Annotated in this window: 15 protein-coding genes; 9 read left to right on the top strand and 6 right to left on the bottom strand. The window is 62.8% G+C overall.

Annotated elements, in window-relative coordinates; all coding sequences use genetic code 11:
- Positions 1-257 precede the first annotated feature (257 nt).
- Positions 258-1,775 carry an aldehyde dehydrogenase family protein gene (locus tag VLT15_02480; protein HSR44082.1) on the top strand — a complete coding sequence of 506 codons (1,518 nt, stop codon included), beginning with the start codon at positions 258-260 and terminating at the stop codon, positions 1,773-1,775.
- Between the two features lie 29 nt (positions 1,776-1,804).
- On the opposite strand, the gene VLT15_02485 is transcribed toward VLT15_02480, so the two are convergent.
- Positions 1,805-3,049, bottom strand: coding sequence for an acyl-CoA dehydrogenase family protein (locus tag VLT15_02485; protein HSR44083.1), 1,245 nt, complete (start codon positions 3,047-3,049; stop codon positions 1,805-1,807).
- A gap of 238 nt (positions 3,050-3,287) precedes the next feature.
- Between VLT15_02485 and VLT15_02490 the strand changes: the two genes are divergently transcribed.
- The 8 genes from VLT15_02490 to VLT15_02525 all read left to right on the top strand — a co-directional run bounded on the left by VLT15_02490 (position 3,288) and on the right by VLT15_02525 (position 11,436).
- Positions 3,288-4,316, top strand: a complete 1,029-nt coding sequence (locus VLT15_02490) for a LacI family DNA-binding transcriptional regulator (protein ID HSR44084.1) — start codon at positions 3,288-3,290, stop codon at positions 4,314-4,316.
- A 57-nt stretch (positions 4,317-4,373) separates the two neighbouring features.
- Positions 4,374-5,423 (top strand): carbon-nitrogen hydrolase family protein, encoded by a 1,050-nt coding sequence (locus VLT15_02495; GenBank protein HSR44085.1) that lies wholly within the window; start codon positions 4,374-4,376, stop codon positions 5,421-5,423.
- Positions 5,424-5,529: 106 nt separating this feature from the next.
- Positions 5,530-6,315 carry a 3-oxoacyl-ACP reductase family protein gene (locus tag VLT15_02500; protein HSR44086.1) on the top strand — a complete coding sequence of 262 codons (786 nt, stop codon included), beginning with the start codon at positions 5,530-5,532 and terminating at the stop codon, positions 6,313-6,315.
- A gap of 13 nt (positions 6,316-6,328) precedes the next feature.
- Complete coding sequence (locus VLT15_02505) at positions 6,329-7,891, top strand: CoA-transferase (protein ID HSR44087.1); 1,563 nt, start codon at positions 6,329-6,331, stop codon at positions 7,889-7,891.
- On the top strand, positions 7,888-8,664 hold the full coding sequence (locus VLT15_02510; protein ID HSR44088.1) for an enoyl-CoA hydratase-related protein: 777 nt from the start codon (positions 7,888-7,890) through the stop codon (positions 8,662-8,664). Before VLT15_02505 ends, VLT15_02510 begins: the two co-directional genes overlap by 4 nt.
- 11 nt (positions 8,665-8,675) lie before the next feature.
- Positions 8,676-9,512 (top strand): shikimate dehydrogenase, encoded by an 837-nt coding sequence (locus VLT15_02515; GenBank protein ID HSR44089.1) that lies wholly within the window; start codon positions 8,676-8,678, stop codon positions 9,510-9,512.
- Between the two features lie 110 nt (positions 9,513-9,622).
- The gene (locus tag VLT15_02520) at positions 9,623-10,291 is read left to right on the top strand and encodes a bifunctional 4-hydroxy-2-oxoglutarate aldolase/2-dehydro-3-deoxy-phosphogluconate aldolase (GenBank protein HSR44090.1); all 669 of its coding nucleotides are present in this window, start codon (positions 9,623-9,625) and stop codon (positions 10,289-10,291) included.
- A gap of 44 nt (positions 10,292-10,335) precedes the next feature.
- Positions 10,336-11,436: a sugar kinase gene (locus tag VLT15_02525; GenBank protein HSR44091.1), complete on the top strand. Its 1,101-nt coding sequence runs from the start codon at positions 10,336-10,338 to the stop codon at positions 11,434-11,436.
- 52 nt (positions 11,437-11,488) lie between these two features.
- Here the strand turns inward: VLT15_02525 and VLT15_02530 are convergent, their stop codons facing one another.
- The 5 genes from VLT15_02530 to VLT15_02550 all read right to left on the bottom strand — a co-directional run bounded on the left by VLT15_02530 (position 11,489) and on the right by VLT15_02550 (position 16,378).
- Positions 11,489-12,526 carry a branched-chain amino acid ABC transporter permease gene (locus tag VLT15_02530; GenBank protein HSR44092.1) on the bottom strand — a complete coding sequence of 346 codons (1,038 nt, stop codon included), beginning with the start codon at positions 12,524-12,526 and terminating at the stop codon, positions 11,489-11,491.
- Positions 12,523-13,422 carry a branched-chain amino acid ABC transporter permease gene (locus VLT15_02535; protein ID HSR44093.1) on the bottom strand — a complete coding sequence of 300 codons (900 nt, stop codon included), beginning with the start codon at positions 13,420-13,422 and terminating at the stop codon, positions 12,523-12,525. The genes VLT15_02530 and VLT15_02535 overlap by 4 nt, the downstream gene beginning before the upstream one ends.
- Complete coding sequence (locus VLT15_02540; GenBank protein HSR44094.1) at positions 13,419-14,201, bottom strand: ABC transporter ATP-binding protein; 783 nt, start codon at positions 14,199-14,201, stop codon at positions 13,419-13,421. The genes VLT15_02535 and VLT15_02540 overlap by 4 nt, the downstream gene beginning before the upstream one ends.
- The gene (locus tag VLT15_02545; GenBank protein ID HSR44095.1) at positions 14,161-14,889 is read right to left on the bottom strand and encodes an ABC transporter ATP-binding protein; all 729 of its coding nucleotides are present in this window, start codon (positions 14,887-14,889) and stop codon (positions 14,161-14,163) included. The genes VLT15_02540 and VLT15_02545 overlap by 41 nt, the downstream gene beginning before the upstream one ends.
- Positions 14,890-15,052: 163 nt before the next feature.
- Positions 15,053-16,378: an amino acid ABC transporter substrate-binding protein gene (locus VLT15_02550; protein HSR44096.1), complete on the bottom strand. Its 1,326-nt coding sequence runs from the start codon at positions 16,376-16,378 to the stop codon at positions 15,053-15,055.
- Between the last annotated feature and the right edge of the window lie 173 nt (positions 16,379-16,551).

Raw genomic sequence — 16,551 nt, forward strand, 5'->3', positions numbered from 1 at the left:
ACGACCGGTGGAAAGAGAACCTCTGAAGAAGCCGGGGGTCGCCTCGGTGATGGAAGCGGTTTCGCCCGGTGCTCGGTCTGAGGATCACCGGTACGGGCCTCCCGCTCATCGCAATCCCGGAGTCTCGCGTAAGCTGTCCCGCAAAGCGTTCGACTACGTTCCGCTGCCGCTGCTGATAGCCGTCGGGAGCTGCCGACGCTCGGAGGTGTCAACGGTCGAACGTTTCGTCTCTGCCCCGCCGGACGGTGTTGAGCGCGATGCGGGATGAACGTTCGCTGAGCGACGTCGCCGATCATTCGGACCAGGAGAAGAACACGATGCCCAAACACCCCTTCAGGGACTACGACGAGTGGAAGCTGTTCATCGGCGGGAACTTCGTCCCTGGGAAGGCGCCTTCGATCGAGGTTGTCAACCCGGCCACGGGTGAGGTTCTGGGCGAGGCTCCTGCGGCGAGCAAGGAAGACGTGGCGGACGCGGTGGCTGCCGCAAAAGAGGCGTACCGCTCCTGGCGCTGGACGCCGCCCGAGCAGCGGGGTGAGATGCTCTATCAGATCGCGGAGAGCATCCAGGTACACCGCGAAGAGTTGATCGACCTCGAAACCTGGGAGAACGGCAAGCCCCGGTCCCAAGCGGCCAAGGACGTGATCAATGCGGAGCGGACGTTTCGCTTCTACGCCGGGACGGCCGACAAGTTCTACGGTCAGGCAGTCCTCGACACTCGGGATGAGGTTCGCAAGCTCGTATTCGAGCCGTTCGGCGTCGTTGCCGCGGTGATCCCCTGGAACTGGCCGCCGATGCACATCGCGGATTTCTGCGCGGTGGCATTGGCAACCGGCAACACCATGGTCATGAAGCCCGCACCGGAAACGCCTCTCTCAGCGCTGCGTATTGCACAGCTGGCGGCTGAGATCCTGCCGCCCGGTGTGTTCAACGTGGTCACCGGCGGAGTTGATCCCGGAGTCGAGCTGGTTCGTCATCCAGATGTGGACTTCATAACCTTCACAGGTAGCAGCATGACCGGCAGCAAGATTCTGGCCGTGGCGGCGGAACGGATAACGCCGACCATGATGGAACTGGGGGGCAAGAACGCATCCCTCATCTTCTCCGACAGCAACTTCGGCAAGGCCGTCACGGGAATGCGCCGAAGCGCCTTCTTCAACAGCGGGCAGGCATGTTCGGGAACCGAGCGAATCCTGGTGCAGGAAGCGGTCTATGAGCGATTCCTGGACGAGTTCAGCGCCGAAGTCGAGAAGATAGTGGTCGGCGAGGGTTTCGACGAAACCTCAGAGGTGGGACCGATGATCAGCCGGCGCCAGCAGGAACGAATCGGCCGCGACATCCAACGAGCCGTCGACGACGGGGCGACAATCGTCGCCCAGGCGGCCCTTCCCACAGACGAGCGGTTCGCCGGGGGGAACTGGATAGCGCCGACAGTCTTGACGGGGATGTCACCGGAGGCCGACATCATGCAAGAGGAGGTTTTCGGGCCGGTGGTCTGTGTCGTCCCCTTCGTGGACGAGGACGAGGCCATCGAGATCGCCAACGGCGTGGACTACGGACTGACCAGCGGGGTGTGGACGCAGGATCTGGGTCGCGCCCATCGCGTGGCCGCCCGTCTCGAAGCAGGCCTGGTAGCTGTGAACACGGTCAACGGCGGCCAGCTCGGCCTGCCATTCGGTGGCTACAAGCAAAGCGGTGTCGGTCGGAAGAAGGACTTCACTGAAGCAATGCGGAGCTTCAGCCGCGTGAAAGCACTACATATCAGACTGGATTAGCCGTCCTGCGATCCCGGGCCGTCCCGGTCTCATTCAGGGCCTGCATAGGCCCCTGCCGTCTCAGGAAACATCATCTTGATGATCTTGAAGGCTGAGACATCGACGGTGGCGTCCATGTGCAGGAAAACCGCCGCATCACGGAAGTATTTCTCGATTCCGAGTTCGATCATCGCGCCGTGACCTCCGTGGATCTCGAGCGCCTGTTTGCAGACTTCGAACACCTCTTCCGAGGCAAACACCTTCACTTCATTGCAGAGTCGGTCGGCGTCCGCGGTACCCAGGTCGACCGCCCGCGCCGCATGCCGGAGCAAGGCTTTGACGGCGTCGAGCTTGATCGCCATCTGGGCGAGCCGGACGGCAACTGCCTGATGCTTGATGAGGATCTTCCCTCCCTGGACGTGCTGCTGGACGAAGGCAGCGGTGTCCTCGAAGGCGGCAACGCCTGTGCCGAGGTTCTTGGCAGCTTGCAGGATCTTGCCCGGTCGGAAATACACGCCGGCCTTGCCGAGAGCGTCGTCGCGGACCAGCAGGTGATCCTCCGGCACCCGGCAATCCTCGAAAACGATCTCGCCGTTGTTCATGTAACGGCCGCCGATCGTCTCGTTGCAGCGGGTCACGGTCAACCCCGGGGTGTCGCGCGGCACTAGAAAGCTGCTGGTCCCTTGCTGCATGCCGACGGCCGGATTCGTGTTTGCGTACACGACGTACAGCGATGCGTCGTACCCATTGCTGATGTAGTGCTTGCGGCCGTTGATGGTCCAGAACCCGTCTTCGAGCGTCGCCCGCGTGTCCATGTTGGCTTCCGGCACGTTGTACGGCAGCCAGCGGTCGGATGCGCCCTTGGGTTCCGTCAGGCAGTGAGCCATGAGAAAAGCGGGATCGTCCATGTAGCGCGGGAACCACTCGTCCTGGAGGTGTTCGGGAGCCACGTTCCGCAACAGAACCGAAACCTTCCAGTTCTGAGCCAGCTTGTCGGCGAGCCCGGCATCTCCTCGCCCGATTTCCGTGGCGATGAGCGCGAATGTCTGCGCTTCGGTCCCGGGTTCGAGATCCACACCCCCGTACTTCGACGGAACGCCGAGGGAGCGGAGCCCGGCCGCGTCGGCCTCTTCGAGGATCTCCTTCGGGAGTCGCGCCTCCGGCTCGAAGAGCCATTCGCGCTCCCGGTTGGCACGGATGAACGGAATCACTATCCGGTCGACGTACTCGCGACTCGTCTGCTGCATGAGTCGCTGTTCCATGGAGAGATCCAACGTTTCCAACGCCATGCTCATGTTCAACACCTCCAGAGTGGTGGTCGTCCGCTGTCCGATGTGCCCCAGTTGATCCGGCGGTCGCAGTCATCCAACGCTGCCCGGGTGTGATCCGCGCCCTTCCCGGGGTTTGGGGCCGAGCTCGCCGGATCTTCAACAATCGTTTGGCACAAAGGTAGCCGGGAAGGGGGGAGGTGTGGAGTCGAGAGGCAGTCAAATCTTGTCTGTTTCAGGGGGCGCAACGGCTACAATGGTTTGCATGGGTGGTGTTCGCACTGTGACGTTGCGCGATGTGGCGGATAAGGCCGGGGTTCATCCTTCCACCGCTTCGCGTGCTCTCAATGCGCAGTCCCGGACACTGGTCAATGATCGGACGGTCGTCCGGGTGCTGGAAGCAGCACGTGTGCTGGGATATCGGCCCAACACCCTCGCACGAGGCCTCAAGACCAACCAGACCTTCACAGTCGGTATGCTCCTGCCCGATCTGACCAACCCCTTGTTCCCTCCGATAGTCAGGGGCGTGGAGGACACGCTCGGCGCAGCCGACTACACCGTCGTTCTGGGAAACACCGACAACGACATAGACAAGGAAGCCACGATCCTCAGTGCGATGCTCAACAGGCGGGTAGACGCGCTGATCGTGGCGAGTGCCCGCCGGTCGGCCTCGCACCTTGCCGAGTTGGGAGAGAGCGGTTTGCCGGTGGTGCTCGTCAACCGCTCGAGCGACAACGCCCGGTTGCCGTCCGTGTCGGGTGATGATCACGCCGGGATCGGATTGGCGGTCCGGCATCTGGCTTCGCGCGGCCATCGGAAGATCGCCCACGTGGGCGGCCCTCAGGACCTCTCAACCGGGCTGGCGCGCTACCAGAGTTTCATCAGCTGGATGCAGAGCGAAGGTCTGGAAGCGGATCCCCGTTTGATTGTGTTCTCCGAATGGTTTCACGAAGCCCCCGGGGCGGTCGCTACCACCGAACTGATCGAACGAGGGGTTGATTTCACGGCGATTGTGGCCGCCAACGACCTGATAGCGATTGGTTGCTACAACGTTCTGAGAGAGCGGGGCATGCGGGTACCCGACGATGTCTCTGTGATCGGATACAACGACATGCCCTTCTCAGACAAGCTGAACCCGCCGCTCACCACCATCCATATTCCGCATTACATGATCGGCGTGCGGGCTGCCGAACTGGCACTGGAGCTGATGGCCCATCGCGATGTCGGAGGCCAGTCCGTGCGGCTCACGCCCGCTCTCGTTGAGCGGGCCTCGACGTCCAGGATTTCGACGTAGCCCGATTCCCCAAGACCCTGTTGTAGGCTCCGGCCGACCGTAGAGAGGGATCGTGTCATGGGCGATGAGAACCCGATTGTCCGCGCCGCGGCTGTTCAAGCCGCCCCGGTATTCCTGGACCGGGCGGCAACGACCGAGAAGGCGTGCGCCCTCATCCGGGAAGCGGGTTCGAACGGTGCGCGCATCATTGCGTTTCCCGAGGGGTTCATCCCGGCACACCCGCTCTGGTTTCACTTTCATTCAGGCACGGATGCCCATGCCACGAGGCTCAGTGTCGAACTGTTCAACAACTCGGTCGAGATCCCGGGCCGCGAGACCGACGCTCTTTGCGCGGCCGCCGCCGAGGCCGGCGCCTACGTCGTGATGGGCATGTGCGAGAAGACCCCGGGGACCTTCGGGACCATGTACAACACTCAGCTCTTCATCGGACCGGATGGTTCGGTTCTCGGGAAGCACCAGAAACTGGTTCCTACCGTCGGCGAGCGTCTCGTACACAGACCGGGCGGGCCGAACACGTTCGGCTCATTCATGACGGACTTCGGACCGATCAGCGGGTTGATGTGCGGTGAGAACTCGAATCCGCTGGCCATCTTTGCGCTGACCGCCGAGAACACCCGGGTACATGTCATGGCGTGGCCCAATCACTTCCCCAAGATCAGCATTCCGATGGCCGACATCGCCCTGACCATGGCCAGATCGTTCGCCCAGATGTCCAAGGCATTCGTGTTGAGTGCTGCCGGGGTCGTCGACGATCGGATGCGGTCGATGCTGTCGGATCGCACCGAGGACCTCGACTTCCTTCGCCGGCCGGAGGTTGCCGGCGGGTCGGTCATCGTTGCGCCCGACATGCGGATCCTGGCCGGACCACTCGAGGGTGATGTGGAGGGGATCATCTACGCAGACCTGGACTTCGAGATCAGCGTCAAGATGAAACTGCGGCATGATCTGGCGGGTCACTACAACCGGCCGGACGTCTTTCGCCTGCTGGTCAACCGCAATCCGGCCGAGCTGATGGAGGTGTTCGACGACGGATTCGACCCCCTGAAGATCGATGCCGGAGCCGAGGTCGAAACCGGTGGGAGACCTCAGCTGCCCTCACCGGAGTGAGACGACCCTGCGACGTGCGGGGATGCCGCCCGGTTGTGCAGACACCGGTAATCGGGTGCCGGCCGGCGTCGAGACCGGAGAAGCGATCTTGTACAATCCAGCAGGCGTGAGCGAGCAAACCGGCAACCATCCGTCTGGAATTCACAGTCTGACCGGCAAGGTCGTGCTGGTCACAGGCAGCAGTCGCGGTATCGGCGCCGCCATTGCCCGTGCGGCCGCCGATGCCGGCGCAGACGTTGCGATCGGCTATCGAGAGCGGTCCGAGGCGGCCGCCGAGGTGGTGGAACGTATCCGGGACTCAGGGCGCCAAGCGGTCGCCTTCCAGGCCGATGTCTCAGACCCATCCGAGTCGAAACGGATGATCGCCGAAGTCGAGGACTCGTTCGGGAGGATCGACGGACTCGTCAACAACGCCGGCGTCATGCCTTCGAGCCCTCTCCTCGAAATGGACGACGGGGAGTGGGACTCCGTGCTGCGGACCAACCTGTTCGGCCCTTTCTACTGTTCCCGTGCCGCACTGCCGGGCATGGTGCGACGCGGGAGCGGTTCGATCGTCATGATCTCCTCGCGGCTCGGTCAGATCGGCTGGCCGGAACTCGCCCATTACTCGGCAGCCAAGGCCGGCCTCCTGGGTCTGACCAAATCGATGGCCAGGGAGTTCGGCCCCCAGGGCATCAGGGTCAATGCCGTCGCCCCCGGGTTCACCGTCACCGACATGACCCGCGCTCTGGTCGATACCGAGTCCGGGCGTCGCCGCCTCGCCGAGCTTCCCTCGCGACGGTTTCCGGAGCCCGAAGATGTGGCAGCCGCTGTGATGTTTCTGCTCTCCGACGCCGCCGCAACCTTTCACGGGCAGGCTCTGAACCCCAACGGCGGCGGGTTCATGCAGTGATCCGGACGGCGACTTGAAGCTCGTAACTGCTGAGGAAGCCGCCCGGCTCATTCCCGACGGTGCAACGGTGATCGTCGGCGGTTCGGGAGCGGGACACGCAGTTCCACAACGGTTCATCGATGCTCTGGAGACCGTCTACCTCGCCGAGGGCCGGCCGAGGGACCTCACCACCGTCAGGGTGGTCGGGATCGGTGATTTCGCCGAGCGCGGATTCTCGCAGCTCGCCATACCGGGCCTCATGCGCCGCACCATCGGATCGAATATCGGCAACGAACCCCGGCTCGCCGCGCTGGTGGCCGCAGGGGCAATAGAGGCGTACTCGTTCCCGCAAGGCGTCCTATCGCAGCTTTGCCGTGACATTGCCGCCGGGCGACCCGGCCTCGTCACCAAGATCGGGTTAAACACCTACGTCGACCCGCGCCAGACCGGGGGCAAACAGGGTTCGGCTCGAGAAGATCTTGTCGAAGTCGTCGAGCTCGCAGGAGAGGAGTGGCTCCTCTTCCGCTCGTTTCCGATTGATGTCGCCGTCATAAGGGGATCCACTATCGACGAGGATGGGAATCTCACCCTCGACAAGGAAGCGATCAACGGAGAGATGCTTCCCATGGCGATGGCAGCCCACAACTCGCGCGGCATCGTCATCGCCCAAGCGCAGGAGATGGTGCCGCGAGGGGCCCTTGTCCCTCGGCGCGTGCAGGTTCCCGGCGCGCTGATCGACTACGCCTTCCTCGATCCGGATCAACAGCAGACCTATCTCACCGGTTACTCCCCGTTCTTTGCAGGGGCCGCCCGCCGGGATCAGGTTTCCGGCCGACCGCCGCTACCCCTCGACGTGCGCAAGGTCATCGCCCGGCGATCGCTGCTCGAGTTCGGCAGGGGTCAGGTGGCGAACCTCGGGTTCGGAATCAGCCAGAACATCGGCGCAATCGCGCAAGAAGAGGAGGTCGCCCACTTGCTGGTGTTGACCGTCGAACAGGGGGTCTTCGGTGGTGTACCGGCAGCCGGGAACGACGGTGGGGCCGGACTCAACTATCAAGCATTGATCGACCAGCCGTATATGTTCGACTTCTACGACGGTGGTGGAATCGACATCGCCAGCCTTTCGTTCGCGGAGGTCGACGCCGCCGGGAACGTCAACGTGCACGCCTTCGGCGATCGGCTGCGCGGACCCGGCGGTTTTCCCAACATCAGCCAAGGCGCCCGCAAGGTGTGCTTCGTTGGGACACTCACGACCGGTGGGCTGGAGGCGGTGGTGGAGGACGGGAGGATCGAGATTGCGGCCGAAGGCAACACCAGGCGGTTCGTCGATCGGGTTCGAGAGATCACCTTCAGCGGTCCGGCCTCTGCCGAACGCGGTCAAGAGGTCCGTTACATCACAGAACGGGCGGTCTTCGCTCTATTGGACGGCACGGTCACACTGATAGAGATAGCAGAGGGCCTCGATCCGGAGTCGGATGTAATTGCCCACATGGGTTTCCGCCCGGCAGTCTCGCCGGACCTGAGGCACATCGATCCGGCGGTATTCAGCGCCGGTACGATGGGTCTGCTTCAGCGCCTCACCGGGGAAGACCAGTGACCGAAGATCTGATCGTCGTCGAACCGGGGGTGATTGTCACCATCCGGTTGAACAACCCGCCGCTCAACCTCATTTCAAAGGAGGTGACTGCGGCACTCGGTGACGCTCTGCGCCGCATCGCGGGACTCGACGAAGTCCGGGCCGTTGTGTTGGCCGGCTCCGGCGATCGAGCCTTTTCGGCCGGTTCCGACGTGAAGGAGTTCACATCGCTCCGGGGTCGTGTCGGCGAAGGGAAGTTGATTGAGGAGAATGCCGTGTACAACCAGCTCGCAGATCTGCCGGTGCCGACGGTCGCAGCCATCGAAGGCAATGCGCTCGGTGGCGGACTCGAGCTGGCCCTGTGTTGTGATCTGCGGGTGGCCTCCAGAACGGCGCTTCTCGGCATGCCCGAGGTCCGGCTCGGGGTGATGCCGGGCTCGGGAGGGACCCAGCGGTTGCCGCGACTCATCGGATCGGCGCGCGCCAAGGAGCTGATCTTGCTCGGGGAGATCATCGATGCCGACACCGCGCTCGGATTCGGGTTGGTCAATCGGGTGGTGCCGGGAGGTCAAGCCGAAGCCGGCGCGAGAGAACTCGCCGAGACGCTGGCTTCCCGCGGTCCGGTGGCGGTCCGCGAAGCCAAGGCAGCCATCGACATCGCGCTCGATCTATCACTCAAAGAAGGTCAGGTGATGGAACTCGCAGCCAGCGAGAGGGTCTTCTCCTCCGAGGATATGCTGGAAGGTGCGGCGGCGTTCATCGAGAAGCGGCCGGCCGAGTTCAGGAACCGATGAGGAGTGATCGCGTGACACGGTCGGTTGCTTTGATCGGACATCCCCTCAAACGGCGCCATTCCGAGGTCATGCACAACGCGGCGTTCCGGCACTATTCAATCGATGCGAGCTATGAGCTGCGCGAAATAGAGCCCGATGAAGTCCCGGGCTTCGTCGAAGAGGCACGCGGCGAGGCCTGGTTGGGATTCCAGGTCACCGCCCCCTACAAACGTTTGATAATGGAGCACCTCGACACGGTCGAGGAAGGCGCCCGGCAGATCGGCGCCGTGAATAGCGTCCTCCGTCGAGACGACGGCACCCTGGTCGGGTTCAACACCGACGCACCCGGTTTTCGGCAAGCGGCCGAGTCGGCCTTCGACATCCGGTTCTCCGGTCTCCGGGCGGCAGTGGCCGGTGCCGGCGGCGCGGCCAGGGCAGTGGTCCATGCGCTGGTGGAGGGGGGCATCGACTCGGTTGTCATATGCGATCTCATCTCATCGCGAGCCGACGATCTCGCGGCGGCCTACGGGGACGCGGTCCGAGCCGTTGGTCTCGGCGGCGAGTTCGAGGATGCACTCGGTGGCGTGGATCTGGCAGTGCACGCGACAACGGTAGGCATGATCGAACCGGGGGTTGCTTTCGACGTGGCCGCCCTGGGGGATGAAGCAGCGGTGTTCGATCTCGTCTACAACCCTCCGGAATCTGAGTTGCTTCGCCGGGCCCGGGCCCGCGGGCTGCCGGCGGCCAACGGGTTGGGAATGCTCGTTGCTCAGGCCGAGATAGCGTTCGAGCGCTGGACCGGGGTGTCGGGCGCCGGTCCGATCCTGCACGCGGCGCTGACCGCCGGACCGCTCTCGCCGCCGGCCTAGCTGAGGAAGAAGGGGAACGCCTCCATGCTGGATTTGAGCCGGCGCACCTAGCTAAGGTCAGCGTGTCCCGCCCTGCTGGGCATTCATCAATCAAGATGGTTGGAGATGAGATGGCGAGGTTCGCGAGGCTCACGGTGCTCAACACCATGATCGAGGTTGGGCTGGTACCCGTATTCCACCACGGTGACATCGACACTGCACGTTCGATCGTCGACGCATTGAGCCGCGGTGGAGCCCGGACTATCGAGTTCACGAATCGGGGCGATCACGCCTTCGAGGTGTTCTCCGAGCTGGAGCGGCACTGCGCCGAGCAGCATCCCCAGGTCATGCTCGGCGTTGGATCGGTCGTAGATGACGTCACCGCCGGCATGTACATGAACCTCGGAGCCAACTTCGTGGTCGGCCCCATCCTCGACCGGCGGGTGGCGGAGGTATGCAACCGGCGGAAGGTCGCCTACTCACCCGGGTGCGCTTCGCCCACCGAAATCACTCTCGCGCACGAACTCGGCTGCGAAATCGTGAAGGTGTTCCCAGGGGGGTTGGTCGGGGGACCCGCCTTTGTCAAAGCCTTCCTCGCTCCCTGTCCATGGGCTCTCCTGATGCCCACCGGCGGTGTAGACGTCACCGAGGAGTCGCTGGCCGCCTGGTTCGATGCGGGGGTGCCGTGTGTCGGCATAGGCTCCAAGCTGGTCGGCAAGGATCTCGTTGAGGCAGGCGATTGGAGCACCCTCGAACAGCGTACGGCCGATGTCATCGCAACGATATCGAGTCTCAGGTAGATCGGATCGGGCAATCAGTGGGCCAATGGAGTAGGAGAGAACCGATGCCGGTACTGGATTTGAAAGGTCGAGACGAATGTCGCTGGGATGCCGCGGCACTCGGTGAGGTGATGCTGCGATTCGACCCCGGCCCGGGAAGGGTACGCACCGCCCGTTCGTTCAACGTTTGGGAAGGGGGAGGGGAGTACAACGTGGCGCGCGCCTTGCGAAAGTGCTTCGGCCTCCGCACCGCTCTGGTCAGCGCGCTCGTGGACAATGAGATCGGGCACCTGGTGGAGGATCTCATCCTCACGGGTGGAGTGGATGTCTCGCACCTGAAGTGGGTGCCCTACGACGGGCTCGGCCGTGCATCACGAGTTGGTCTCAACTTCACCGAAAGGGGTTTCGGGATCAGGCCAGCCCTGGGAACCTCCGATCGCGGGCACACCGCCGCCTCACAACTGCAGCCGGGCGACATCGACTGGAACCGGCTGTTCGGTGAGGAAGGGGTGCGGTGGTTTCACACCGGGGGGATATTTGCGGCGCTGTCTGCCTCTACTCCCCAGGTTGTCATCGAGGCGATCACCGCCGCCAAGCAACACGGGACGGTGGTCTCGTACGATCTCAACTACCGGCCTTCATTGTGGGAGTCGCACGGCGGAAGCGCCAGGGCTATCGAGGTCAATCGAACCATCGCTCCGATGGTCGACGTAATGATCGGCAACGAGGAGGACTTCACCGCCTCACTGGGATTCGCGGTGGATGGCGTCGACGGAGCACTGTCCAAGCTCGACCCCACTGCCTTCGGTCGCATGATCGCGTCGGTGGTCAACGAGTACCCCAATTTCAAGGTGGTCGCCACCACGCTGCGAAATGCCGGGACCGCCACCCTGAACGACTGGTCTGCGGTTCTGTACGCCGGGGGAGAGCTTCACGTCGCGCGGAAACGCGAGAACCTGGAGATTTACGATCGAGTCGGCGGAGGAGACGGGTTCGCGTCCGGCATGGCGTACGCGTTCCTGGCCGGCAAGTCTCCTGCGGAAGCGGTCGACTACGGAGCCACCCACGGGGCTCTCGCAATGACGACCCCCGGAGACACCTCGATGGTCACCCTGGCCGAGGTCGAACGAGCCATCGGCGCATCCGGGGCGCGGGTGATCCGTTGACCGGTTGAGCACGCCGGCACTTCTCGCGGCGCCGACGGACGCGCCGGAAGCATCAATCCCAGTCGAGAAACGCCGGTAGCCGGCTCCGCTTGCGAAGTGTTCCGACAATGCCGAGCGGGAAGAACAACAGGACGGCCACCAGCAGGCCACCTTGAATCACGATGTTTATCTCACTGGCTCCGAAGACGATGAGTGAAAACTCATTGATGGCGTAGATGAGGACGGCACCGACCACGGGCCCGGCGATCGTGCCCTTTCCTCCGATGATGGCCATCAAGACCATCTGCGCGGAGATCGCCACCGTGAAGAACACGGTCGGCCGCACGAATGCGATCGAGTATCCATAGATCGCCCCGACGACCCCTACCCAAAAGGCGCTGATGGCGAACGCGGAGATCTTGTAGCTGCGGGTGGGAACCCCGGCGACCTCGGCTTTGACCTCGTCCTCCGCGATCGCCCGCAGACCCATGCCGAACTTGGAGTGCGCCACCCGATAGGACAACCACACAGATCCCATCGCGGCCAGGAGCATCGCGTAGTAGAACGGGGTGCGCAGCCAGTCCTGGGAGAAGGGCGGAGAGGGGAGCGGGAGGCCGGCCGTTCCGCCCAGGTAGTCGATGTTGTCGAACATGAGAAGGAACATGAACAACAACGCGATCGTTGAGATGATGAAGGCCGGTCCCCGGGTGCGCAAGGTGATGAACCCGGCGAGGAAGCCGAGCGCCACTGCAGTCAAGCCTCCGAGCACCGCCGTCAGGAACGGGCTGATGTCGTGGTAGTAGAGCAAAACGCCGGCAACGTAGCCGCCCACGCCCATGAACACGCTGTGACCCAGAGAAATGTATCCGGCGAACCCGCCGAGTATGTTCCAGCTCGATGCCATGGTCACCCACATGAAGACCAAGGCACCGAGTGTCATGACATAGCTGTAGGAGCCGATCAAGGGGCGGAACAACGGCAAAGCCAACAGGGCTATGAGAAGCCCCGCCAGCACGTACCAGCGATAGCGAGCCGGACCGGGAGGTGGCTGAACTCCCCCGGGTTCCGGAGTTGAGTCGTCGGGACTTGCAGCGGCCCTGTCTTCAATCACACTGCCAGCTCCTTGCCGAACAAACCTCGCGGCCTGATGAGCAGGATCAGGAACAGCGCCAGATAGAAGGTCATCGGACCCCAGGTGGCACCGATCTGATCGACCACGAATGAACTGGCGACGCCGAGCGCCAACGCTCCGATCACGGCGCCCTTGATGCTCCCCATGCCACCCAGCACGACCAGTGCCAACAGGACCGCCACCCATTGCCAGTGGCGGAACGGGAAGAACGGGAAGAGGTAGCTCATCAGGGCTCCCGAGCCTCCGCCGAGAGCGGCCGACAAGCCAAATGAGATCGCCGAGACCCGGCGCACGTTCACACCCACGATCTGTGCGGCGGCCCGGTTCTGCATCGTGGCGCGTATGCCGTAGCCCGTCTGGCTGTAGCGCAGGAACGCCCAGAGGCCGACCAGCAAGAAGATGCTCATCATCAATGCATAGAGCTGGCCCTTCGGGATGAAGAGGATGTCGCCCTCCGGCAAGAACGACCCGTCGACTATCAACGAATCGGTGGCGTACGCCGGCGTGGCTTTGCGATAGATGCCGGTAAAGGCAAATCCGAGAAGGCCTTCGATGGTGAGTGCAATGCCAAAGGTGAGCAGCACCGTCATTTCGGTGTATTTGGCCGTTCCTTCGATTCTCCTGAACAGGATCTGATAGACCGCCAGGCCGAATAGGAACATCGCAGGTATGACAAACAGAATAGAAACGAGTGGATCGATGCCGAGTTGCTCCCAGGCGAAGAATGATATGTAGGCGGCGCCGATGATGAACACGGCGTGGGCCAGGTTGACGATTCGCATGACGCCGAAGGCGAGAGTCAGACCGGCCGCCATGAGCGCGTATACACCGCCCAGCAGCAGTCCGAGGATCGCAACTTGAAGAATGTGCGTCATTTGGCTTCTCCCGCACCTGCGGCTTTGCCGAGGTATAGCTCCCGGATCCGGGGGTCCTCGAGAATCCCTTCCGCCGGGCCTTCGAAGCGGACGATGCCCAGGTCTAGTACCACGCCCCAATCGGCGAGTTCCAGCCCCCGCTGGGCGTTCTGTTCGACGATCACCACCGTGATCCCCAGACTCTCCAACTCTCTGATTTGAGCAAAGATCTGCTCAACCACCTGCGGTGCCAGCCCGAGGGTAGGTTCGTCGAGCATCAGAAGGATGGGCTCGATCATGAGGGCCCGTCCCATTGCCAGCATCTGCTGCTGCCCGCCCGAGAGCTTGCCGGCATCCTGGCCGGATCGTTCCTCGAGAATCGGGAACATCTTGAAGACCCGCTCCATTCGCTGTCGAACGAGAGTCCGATCCCTGACCAGATAGGCGCCCATCACCAGGTTCTCCCGCACAGTCATCTCGGGAAACAGCGCCTGATCCTGGGGTACGAAGCAGACTCCGGTCGCCAGGACTTGATCAGGCCTCCGCCCTGCCAGCGACTCACCCCGAAAAACGACGTCGCCCGAGCGCGGGGGCAACAGGCCGGCAATCACCTTGAGCAGGGTTGATTTGCCCGCACCGTTCGGCCCGATGATGCAATACGATTTCGCTTCTTCGACTTTGAGCGACAGACCCTGAAGGATGTTGGGTCCGGCCCCGTAGCCGGCATCGACGTTGGTGATCTCGAGGATGGGTGGCATCTCAGGCCATTCCCAGATAGGCGTCGAGAACCCGGCCGTCATTCTGTACTTCTTCGGGTGTCCCATGGATCAGGACCTCTCCATGGGCCATGACGATCACCGAGTCGCTCAGATCCATGACCAGATCCATGTTGTGCTCAACTATGAAGAAAGTCAGGCCCTGCCCGTTCAGTTGCCGGATCCGGTCGACCATTCTCTCCAGCAGCGCCGGGTTGACTCCTCCGGCCGGCTCGTCCAGCATCACGAGGCGCGGGTTGGACATGAGAACTGCAGAGAACTCGAGCAGCTTGCGCTGCCCGTACGACAACAACTCCGCTCGCGAATATGCGTACTGTTCAATCCCGACGAACTCGAGCAGGCCGAGTGCTCGTTCGATCTCGGAGTCCAGCATCCGCGAGCCGAGGATTCCCCGCAGATTGTCGGTTGTCGACCCGACGACCATGTTCTCGAGCACCGTCATGTCATCCAGGGCCCTGGTGACCTGGAACGTTCGGCCTATGCCCAACCGGGTGAGCTTGTGAGGCATCTTGTGGGTGATGTTGGTGCCTTCGAACTTCACCGATCCGGAATCGGCCCTTATGACGTTGTTGATGAGGTTGAACGTCGTGGTCTTGCCGGCACCGTTCGGTCCGATGAGGGAGGTGATAGTGCCTTCCTCGATGTCGAAGCTGCAGTCGTTGACCGCTCGAATGCCTCCGAAGCTCTTGTCCAGACCTCGCGCTTGAAGCATCACACCCACGAAGGTCCTCCGACATCCGCCTTGCGCTTGCACGCGCTCACGCGTGAACCTCCAGAATCCTCGAGAAAGGGGTCCCCATGGCTTCTTCGATCAGTGGGGGATGGGGCACCGGTCCGGCCGGTGCCCCATCCTTTGTCATTTGTCAATCGTCGGCTTAGAAGTTGGGCTTCGGGTAGTTGAGATCCACCGTGCCCTCGAACTCACCCACCGGGAAGACGAACTTGAGCTCGCCATCCTGCCACTGCACCATGAGCAGTGAGCGGTCGAGCGGCAGGCCCCGGTCGTCCCACACGAAGTCGCCGAGAACGGTCTTGACCGGATCGCTCGCCGTTCGGGCGTGCATCCATTCCGCCATGGCGACGTTGTCGGTCGACCCGACTCCGATGATGGCCTGTTCGATGCCCTGGCAGAGCGCGAACGGAATGGCCTCATCCTCGTCCGGAGCTCGCCCGAACGATGCGGTGAACCCGTCGATGAAGTCCTGGTTGGTGAAGGTCTCTCCGCCGATGATCCCTTCCCAGTTGGCGAGCGGGTGCCAGGAGGCGTGAATGGTCACGCCCTCGGCCGCATCGCCGAGAGTCTCGATGAACTCGGACTGCGCGCCCTGGGACATCCAGACCAGTTGCGGGTTGTACTGCACCGTCTTGAGAGCATCGACGAGCGAAATGGCTTCGTCCGGCGACGCAGTAGCGGCGAACACCATGTCCGCTCCGCTGTTCTTCATCGAGTTGGCCAGAGTCAGCCAATCGGTGAACGGAACAGGCCACTGCTCAACGAACACGGCCTCGATGCCGGCCGGCTCCAGGTAGCCGTCGACCTGCACGACCATATCCGAATCGGGGATGGCGACCTCACCACCGACCAGGCCCTTGACGATCGCGTCTGCGAAGAAGTCATCGGCGTGAACGATGGCAACCGTGGTGGGCTTCGGATCGATGATGCCCTGGTCGGTGTAGTACTCGATCATCTGTATCGGCGAGAAGCCGATCAACTCGGCGGCGTTCTGCTGGAAGTAGAAGATGTTGTCGAACCCTCGCTCCCAGATCCGAAGGGCGCCGCCCGACGGGATCGGGTAGACCATGTTGGCCTGATTGGCGACGGTTGAAGCGGGGAAGGTGAGCAAGCTGGAGAAAGTTCCAAGCAACGCATCGGCGTTGACGACGTCGATGTGGCGCTGCACCTGCGAGACGGCAACTTCTGGGTCGGATCGGTTGTCCTCGACGAGCAACTCGACCTCTCGTCCGAGGAGACCGCCGCGGGCGTTGATTTCCTCAACGCAGTACTTGTAGCCGTCGGCATGCTTGCTGCCCGGGATGGCGAAGTCGCCGGTGAGCGGCAGTGAAGCAGCGAAGACGATCGGGTCTTCGGAAGCGGCGGCCGTCGTCTCTGTGGCGGTGGGTGCCGTGGTCGTCGTGTCGTCGCTACCTCCGCAGGCAGTGACCACCAGTGCCATCACCAACAAGACGGTCAGGAATCTCATGCGTCGAACCATACGCTACCTCCAGATAAGCCGGGCATGACTGTCGGCCAGCGTACGGACCGACCACGGCAAATGCAAACGATTGACCCGCCCAGGATGCCCCCCTACGATCGCCGTGGACAAACGATTGCAAAGAAACGAACATGGGATCCGGATTCTCGACCGCCGGTCGA

It is taken from the genome of Acidimicrobiia bacterium, from assembly GCA_035471805.1.
In the GTDB taxonomy this organism is placed as follows: domain Bacteria; phylum Actinomycetota; class Acidimicrobiia; order Spongiisociales; family JAHEDJ01; genus JAHEDJ01.

Coding starts and splice junctions, on each gene's coding strand:
- VLT15_02490 (HSR44084.1), top strand. CDS start 3,288: ATGGGTGGTGTTCGCACTGTGACGTTGCGCGATGTGGCGGATAAGGCC.
- VLT15_02535 (HSR44093.1), bottom strand. CDS start 13,422: ATGACGCACATTCTTCAAGTTGCGATCCTCGGACTGCTGCTGGGCGGT.
- VLT15_02485 (HSR44083.1), bottom strand. CDS start 3,049: ATGAGCATGGCGTTGGAAACGTTGGATCTCTCCATGGAACAGCGACTC.
- VLT15_02540 (HSR44094.1), bottom strand. CDS start 14,201: ATGACGGCCGGGTTCTCGACGCCTATCTGGGAATGGCCTGAGATGCCA.
- VLT15_02525 (HSR44091.1), top strand. CDS start 10,336: ATGCCGGTACTGGATTTGAAAGGTCGAGACGAATGTCGCTGGGATGCC.
- VLT15_02520 (HSR44090.1), top strand. CDS start 9,623: ATGGCGAGGTTCGCGAGGCTCACGGTGCTCAACACCATGATCGAGGTT.
- VLT15_02550 (HSR44096.1), bottom strand. CDS start 16,378: ATGAGATTCCTGACCGTCTTGTTGGTGATGGCACTGGTGGTCACTGCC.
- VLT15_02480 (HSR44082.1), top strand. CDS start 258: ATGCGGGATGAACGTTCGCTGAGCGACGTCGCCGATCATTCGGACCAG.
- VLT15_02545 (HSR44095.1), bottom strand. CDS start 14,889: ATGCTTCAAGCGCGAGGTCTGGACAAGAGCTTCGGAGGCATTCGAGCG.
- VLT15_02495 (HSR44085.1), top strand. CDS start 4,374: ATGGGCGATGAGAACCCGATTGTCCGCGCCGCGGCTGTTCAAGCCGCC.